General features: G+C 61.2%; 7 protein-coding genes. 4 read left to right on the forward strand and 3 right to left on the reverse strand.

Annotation, left to right across the window (positions count from 1 at the left end):
* The first annotated feature begins 116 nt into the window (after positions 1-116).
* Positions 117-878 carry an SDR family oxidoreductase gene (locus LY622_RS00940; RefSeq protein WP_234289174.1) on the forward strand — a complete coding sequence of 254 codons (762 nt, stop codon included), beginning with the start codon at positions 117-119 and terminating at the stop codon, positions 876-878.
* 89 nt (positions 879-967) lie between these two features.
* Here LY622_RS00940 and LY622_RS00945 read toward each other — a convergent pair whose 3' ends face one another.
* The 3 genes from LY622_RS00945 to phhA all read right to left on the reverse strand — a co-directional run bounded on the left by LY622_RS00945 (position 968) and on the right by phhA (position 2,690).
* Entirely contained in the window at positions 968-1,246 is a 279-nt protein-coding gene (locus tag LY622_RS00945; protein WP_234289175.1) for a ComEA family DNA-binding protein, read from the reverse strand.
* Positions 1,247-1,482: 236 nt separating this feature from the next.
* Positions 1,483-1,824 carry a 4a-hydroxytetrahydrobiopterin dehydratase gene (locus LY622_RS00950; protein ID WP_066443530.1) on the reverse strand — a complete coding sequence of 114 codons (342 nt, stop codon included), beginning with the start codon at positions 1,822-1,824 and terminating at the stop codon, positions 1,483-1,485.
* 35 nt (positions 1,825-1,859) lie between these two features.
* Positions 1,860-2,690 (reverse strand): phenylalanine 4-monooxygenase, encoded by an 831-nt coding sequence (gene phhA, locus LY622_RS00955; protein ID WP_234289176.1) that lies wholly within the window; start codon positions 2,688-2,690, stop codon positions 1,860-1,862.
* 333 nt (positions 2,691-3,023) lie between these two features.
* Between phhA and LY622_RS00960 the strand changes: the two genes are divergently transcribed.
* From LY622_RS00960 to LY622_RS00970, 3 genes are all read left to right on the forward strand, one after another.
* Positions 3,024-4,586 carry a sigma-54-dependent transcriptional regulator gene (locus LY622_RS00960; protein ID WP_234289177.1) on the forward strand — a complete coding sequence of 521 codons (1,563 nt, stop codon included), beginning with the start codon at positions 3,024-3,026 and terminating at the stop codon, positions 4,584-4,586.
* Between the two features lie 129 nt (positions 4,587-4,715).
* A complete protein-coding gene (locus LY622_RS00965; protein WP_234289178.1) occupies positions 4,716-5,411 on the forward strand; it encodes a response regulator transcription factor in 696 nt (231 codons plus the stop codon).
* A 235-nt stretch (positions 5,412-5,646) separates the two neighbouring features.
* On the forward strand, positions 5,647-6,261 hold a 615-nt coding region (locus LY622_RS00970; RefSeq protein WP_234289179.1), incomplete at its 3' end, for a VCBS domain-containing protein.

The raw sequence follows: 6,261 nt of genomic DNA on the forward strand, positions 1-6,261 counted from the left end.
AAGATGGTAAGGTGGGACTAAAGCTTTCCACCATTGCGGCCGAAAAAGCAGGAGAGCCGATACAAATAATGAAAGGCGGTGTTCATGCCGCCGCATACCATTTCCTGAGGAAGCCTATGAAACTGGACAAGACTGTCATTGCCATCACCGGTGGGGCTCGCGGCCTCGGCTTCGCCATGGCGCGTCGCCTGGGCAAGCAGGGTGCCACCGTGGCACTTCTCGACATGGACGCCGATGCTCTGGACCATGCGGTATCGACGCTGCATGGCGAGGGCATCAAGTCCGGTGCCTTTCGCGTTAATGTCGCCGACGAAGTCTCGGTGAAGCAGGCCTTCGGTGACGTCGCGGCCTCTTTGGGCCCGGTCAGCGGCCTGGTCAACAACGCCGGCATCCTGCGCGATGCGCTGCTGGTCAAGGCCAAGGATGGCAAGGTCGAGAAGACCATGTCCCTGCAGGCGTGGCAGCAGGTCATCGACGTCAACCTGACCGGGGTTTTCCTGTGCGGCCGTGAAGCGGCTTCACAGATGGTCGAGGCGGGCCATGACGGCGTGATCGTCAATATCTCCAGCATCTCGCGGGCCGGCAACATGGGCCAGAGCAATTATGCCGCCGCCAAGGCTGCCGTGGTGTCGCTGACCACCACCTGGGCCAAGGAGCTGGCGCGCTACGGGATTCGCGTGGGTGCCGTGGCGCCGGGCTTCATCGAGACCGACATGACGGCCTCGATGCGTGAGGACATGCTGGAGAAGCTAACCGCGGGTGTGCCGCTAAGGCGTCTCGGCGATCCCGACCATATTGCCCAGAGCGTGGCGTTCATCTTCGAGAACGACTATTTTACCGGCCGCGTGATCGAATGCGATGGTGGGCTGCGCCTCTGAGTGCATGCCGCTAAGCGGTAAGGGCTGAACGACGAGGCCGGCGGTGTTCACCGCCGGCCTCGTCGCGTTTCAAGGTAGCGCCCCCATCCTCAGAATTCGACTTGATCTCGGAACGCCTCCACCGTCGCCGGCCCGATGCCGCTGACCCGGGTGAGGTCGTCGGCACTCTCGAAGCTGCCGTTGGCCTCGCGCTCCTCGATGATGGCCTCGGCCCGGCTGGGCCCGATGCCCGGCAGCTCGGCCAGCAGCTCGGCGTCCGCGGTATTGACATTGATGGGGGCCAGCTCCTGGGCCTGGGTCGCAGAGGACAGGGCCAGCAGTACACACAGAATCAGCCCGATCGCAGCGCCATGAATGTTTCCTTTCATGATTCTTTTTCTCCTTGCTTGACGTTTATGACACCGGCTGGTGTCCCGTTCAAACTATAAGAAAGGGCGCGATGGCGGGGTCGGCATATGCCTTTTTTCTATGTAAGAAAAAGCCGATTATCATGGGCGTCATTTTCGACGTCACTTGTGGGACAACGCCTAAATTCGCCCGACTCCGCCAGCAGGCGGGTCGGGCGAGGTAGAACTAAGCGCGGGTATAGCGCGGGGCGCGGGGCTTACTCGGTGGCGGCTTCATCGGTACGGGCTGCCAGGATGAAGTCGTTCTTGTGCAGGCCCTTCATTTCGTGGGACCACCAGGTCACCGTGACCTTGCCCCATTCGGTGAGCAGGGCGGGGTGATGGCCCACCTCTTCGGCGATCTCACCGACACGGTTGGTGAACGCCAGCGCCTGCTTGAAGTTGCGGAACTTGAATACGCGCTCGAGCTGCTTGACGCCATCGCGTTCGACGATCTCCCACTCCGGGATATCGCGATGGTAGGCCTGAATCTCTTCGTCACTCACATGGGGGGCGTCCCAGCCGCAGGCTTCGCACTGCTGTTCGGATAGTTGGCTCATGCCGTCTCCTTGTCGTCGTCGGGGGTTGTCGTTGTTCAGGCCTTGGTGCGCTTGGGGGCCGGCTCGAAGAGCGGCTCGTGCAGACCCAGCGCCATGGCCTGCTGCACCATGCCCATGATGTCCTTGTGGGAAAGGTCGTGCAGGGTCTTGAGGTCGTCAAGCACGTAGTAGAGCGGCTGCAGGATATCGATGCGGTAGGGCGTGCGCAGTGCTTCGACCGGGTCGAATGGCTCGTGTACCGGTGCATCGGAGAGGGCATGCAGGGTCTCCTTGGGCGAGGAGATGATGCCGCCGCCGTAGATGCGTCGACCCGCCGGCGTGTCCACCAGCCCGAACTCCACCGTCATCCAGTAGAGGCGAGCCAGATAGACCCGCTCCTTGGGCGATGCCGCCAGGCCCAGCCGCCCATACGTCGCGGTGAATTCGGCGAAGGCCGGGTTGGTGAGCATGGGGCAGTGGCCGAAGATCTCATGGAAGATATCCGGCTCCTTGAGGTAGTCCAGCTCCTCCGGAGTACGAATGAAGGTGGCCACCGGAAAGCGCTGGCTGGCGAGCAGGGCGAAGAAGGTGTCGAAGGGGATCAGCGCCGGCACCTGGGCGGTTTCCCAGCCGGTGCTGGCCTTGAGTACCCGGTCGATATCGGCGAGCTGGGGTACCCGGTCTTCCGGCAGGGCCAGCCGCTCGAGCCCGTCGAGATACTCCTGGCAGACGCGTCCCTCGATCATGCCGAGCTGGCGCTGCATCAGTGTCTGCCAGGTGGCGTTGTCCTGCTCCGACCAGGTGATATGGCCACTCTCGTCGGGCAGGCGTGCGCGATAGCCGGTCTTGCTGGCGACATCGCTGAGATGAGCGTTGGATGACGTCATGGGGTCTCCCGCTGGCGGTTTATGATTGTCTTGTACGAGTGTCTTTTCAATCGTCTTGTACGAGCCTTGGAGTGGCTTCGAGTCTAGACAGATCTGCCGCCGCCGCGTGTCCGGTTCGCGCCCCTTTTGGCCTCGGGAAGGGGGCTTGTCGTAAAGAAAACGTTACGAATGGATCGGCCCAGGGGCCAGCTTGTGGAAAGTCACGGGCAAGGCGGATTGAGACCTTGAGGGTGTCACGTTATCTTGACAGGAGAGTCACGGTGGCTTGACGCCTTTCTGCTCCGGCGCCTGTTCCTGACGATCCTTTGCCCGTTTCTGATTCGAGTACCCCTGATGAGACTGAGGTTCCACTGCCAGAATCGCATCGGCATTCTGCGCGATATCGTGTCGCACTTCGTCGATTACGGGCTCAACGTGGCGCGCGGCGAGGTGGGGGGCGAGCACGGCAACGCCATCTACCTGCACGTGCCCAATCTGCTCAATGCCCAGCTTGCGACCCTCAGGCCGGTCCTGGAAGCGGTACCCGGCGTGTTCGGCGTCCGCCGGGTCAACCTGATGCCCAGCGAACGCCGGCACCTGGAGCTCGATGCGCTGCTGTCGTCGCTCTCCGACCCGGTGATGTCCATCGACATGGAGGGGCATATCGTGGCGGCCAACCGTGCCGCCGGTCAGCTGCTTGGCGTTCGCATCGACGAGGTGCCGGGGCTGTCCCTGAACCGCTATCTGCCCGACCTTGACCTGCCGGCACTGATCCGCCGCAACAACGCCCGGGTCAACGGCCTGCGCATCAAGCTGCGCGACGCCACCTTCCTCGCCGATATCGCCCCCCTGCACCGGGAGCATCTCGATGACGTGGCATCGCTGGCCGGCGCGGTGGTGACCCTGCACAGCGTTGACCGCATCGGCGAGCGGATCTACCAGGTCCAGCGCCAGGAGCTGCGCGGCTTCGATGCGCTGTTCCAGGCCAGCCCTCGGCTTGCCGCGCTGATTCGCGAGGCCCGCCGCATGGCGCCGCTGGAGGCGCCGCTGCTGATCCAGGGCGAGACCGGCACGGGCAAGGAGCTGCTGGCCCGGGCCTGCCACCTGGCCAGCTCCCGTGGACAGGCGCCGTTCATGGCATTGAACTGCGCCGGACTGCCGGAATCCATGGCCGAGACCGAGCTGTTCGGCTATGCACCGGGGGCCTTCGAAGGAGCGCGCCCCGAAGGCAAGCTGGGGCTGCTGGAACTGACGGCGGGTGGCACCATCTTCCTCGACGAGGTGGGCGAGATGAGCCCACGGCTGCAGGTCAAGCTGCTGCGCTTCCTGCAGGACGGCGGCTTTCGCCGGGTAGGCAGTGACGAGGAGACCTACCTCGACGTGCGGGTGATCTGTGCCACCCAGCAGGATTTGCCCGGGCTCTGCGCCGAAGGCCATTTCCGCCATGATCTCTATCACCGGCTCAACGTGCTGTCGCTGGCGGTACCGCCGCTGAGGGAGTGCCTGGATGGCATCGAGGCGATGGCCAACCACTTCATCGACCGGGCCGCGCGGCAGATCGGCTGCCGTGCGCCGTCGCTGTCGCCGGCGGCCCTGGCCCGGCTATCCGGCTACCATTGGCCCGGCAACGTGCGCCAGCTGGAGAACGTGCTGTTCCAGGCGGTCTCGCTCTGCGAGGGCGAGGCCATCGAGCCCGCCCACCTGCGCCTGCCGGATGTGGGCCAGGCACCAGGGCTCTCCGGCATCGACCTCGACGGCTCCCTCGCCGACATCATGGGCGACGTGGAGCGTCGAATACTCGCCTCGCTCTATCCGCAGTATCCTTCCAGCCGACAGCTGGCCAAGCGCCTGGGTGTCTCCCACACCACCATCGCCAACAAGCTGCGACACCACGGTATTGGTGGAGAACGAGAGTGATTCACCTTACCCACACCAGTACAGGCCGGCCATCAGCTGTATATATCGCTTTCTCGCCAGAGATACGCCTTTGTTGCAAACTATGAGTTCCCCCGAAGTACTTTTACGTTTATACATGGAGTCGTCTCAATGAAGAATAGGGGAATAACAGTTGCTAGCCGATTACTTATCATTCATCCCTATTCGGTCGTCCGTGACGGGGTTGCCGGCTGGCTTAGCAAGCTTCCTCAGCCATCCGTAATGTTGGCCGGCTCTTTTTCGGAGGTTAGCGAGGCATTGGCTTGGCTGGAAGAGGGGGACGCAGACCTGATTCTGATCGAGCCTTGGCAAGGGAGCACGGACGCCATGGAGGCGATTGACCTGTTGCGGGCGAGCAGTGATGCGCATTTGTTGCTGTTTACTGCTGTAACATCTAGTGAACTCCATGATCGCGCCATGATGAGAGGTGTCCGAGGCATCCTGCCCGTCGAGTCAGACATTGCTACCGTGCTGACAGCTCTTCAGCGGGTGGCGAAGGGTGAGCTTTGGCTCAGCAGGGAGGCCACGGGAAGAATCTTTGATGCAATTGCCAGAGGAGGGGCGATGAATCATGAAGATCCCCACCAGAAGCGTCTTTCACAACTGACCCAGCGTGAGCGGGAGATCGTTTCGGTTTTCCTGGAAAGCGGAGGGGCGACGGCCCGACGCGTGGCAGTACAGTTGCACATCAGCGAGCACACGCTGCGCAACCATCTGACCTCCATCTACGGCAAGCTGGGAGTGGCGAATCGCCTGGAGCTACATGCCTACGCCCAGAAGCATGGGGTTCGCTGCGTACTGGATTGATCTTGTTGCTTCACCCGCGCCCGACAGAACGTAGGAGGTCTGTCACGTAGAGATATGGTCTGCATAGGAGTTTCCTCCTGTCTCGAAAGGGTGGTTTATCTCAGGTGAATTAACCTTTCTTTGCCTAGGCTAGAACGTTAAGAAACGTAACGCTCAGTAACTGAGAGCGTTGCACCGATAAGGCGCGCCGGCGTCGTGCCACTCGTTCAGTGAGCTAAGGCAGGGAACAGACATCATGGCCAAGAACAACGGTACTAGCACCTCGATTTACAACACCCCTCAGGCAAGCGATGACACCTATGACTTCATGGATAAGGACCTGAGTGACTTTGATATCGAAAATCATGAAAATAATGGTATTTTTCATATAGATGTCATGTCGAATGATTCGGGTGGCAAGTCGAAGTCACTCTATTCACTGGATAGCGGTGAGTACGACGAGCAAGGCCAGCTGCTAAACGAGAGCGTCGAAAACCTCCTGGAAAAAGACTCAGCATTCAGCGTTGACTACCAGTTTCTTGAGGGTCATGAAGTAGACGCTGATGTCCATGATGTGAGCGCTCAGGGCGCAAGAATCTGGATTACCGAAGATGGCAAGGTGGCCTATGACACCACCACAGAAGAGTTTCAGGCCAGCTATGCGGCGATGGCCAAAGGCGAAGAGTTCACCGATACCTTTATATATGCCATCCAGATGGGCAACGGCACGCTGAGCTGGGCGAAAGTCACCATCAATATGTTGGGGGTTAATGACTCCCCGGAGATCACCGTGGGTGACGGCGACAGTGCCGCCGACACCCTGGCCGAGACCGACGACGGGCTGACCACCAGCGGCACGCTGAGCGTGGCC

Origin of the sequence: Halomonas alkalisoli (assembly GCF_021412585.1) — a bacterium.
GTDB lineage: Bacteria > Pseudomonadota > Gammaproteobacteria > Pseudomonadales > Halomonadaceae > Halomonas > Halomonas alkalisoli.

What these genes read in the sequence shown, in the direction of transcription:
- LY622_RS00965 (WP_234289178.1), top strand. Translation starts at nt 4,716, where the DNA reads ATGAAGAATAGGGGAATAACAGTTGCTAGCCGATTACTTATCATTCAT.
- LY622_RS00945 (WP_234289175.1), bottom strand. Translation starts at nt 1,246, where the DNA reads ATGAAAGGAAACATTCATGGCGCTGCGATCGGGCTGATTCTGTGTGTA.
- phhA (WP_234289176.1), bottom strand. Translation starts at nt 2,690, where the DNA reads ATGACGTCATCCAACGCTCATCTCAGCGATGTCGCCAGCAAGACCGGC.
- LY622_RS00960 (WP_234289177.1), top strand. Translation starts at nt 3,024, where the DNA reads ATGAGACTGAGGTTCCACTGCCAGAATCGCATCGGCATTCTGCGCGAT.
- LY622_RS00940 (WP_234289174.1), top strand. Translation starts at nt 117, where the DNA reads ATGAAACTGGACAAGACTGTCATTGCCATCACCGGTGGGGCTCGCGGC.
- LY622_RS00950 (WP_066443530.1), bottom strand. Translation starts at nt 1,824, where the DNA reads ATGAGCCAACTATCCGAACAGCAGTGCGAAGCCTGCGGCTGGGACGCC.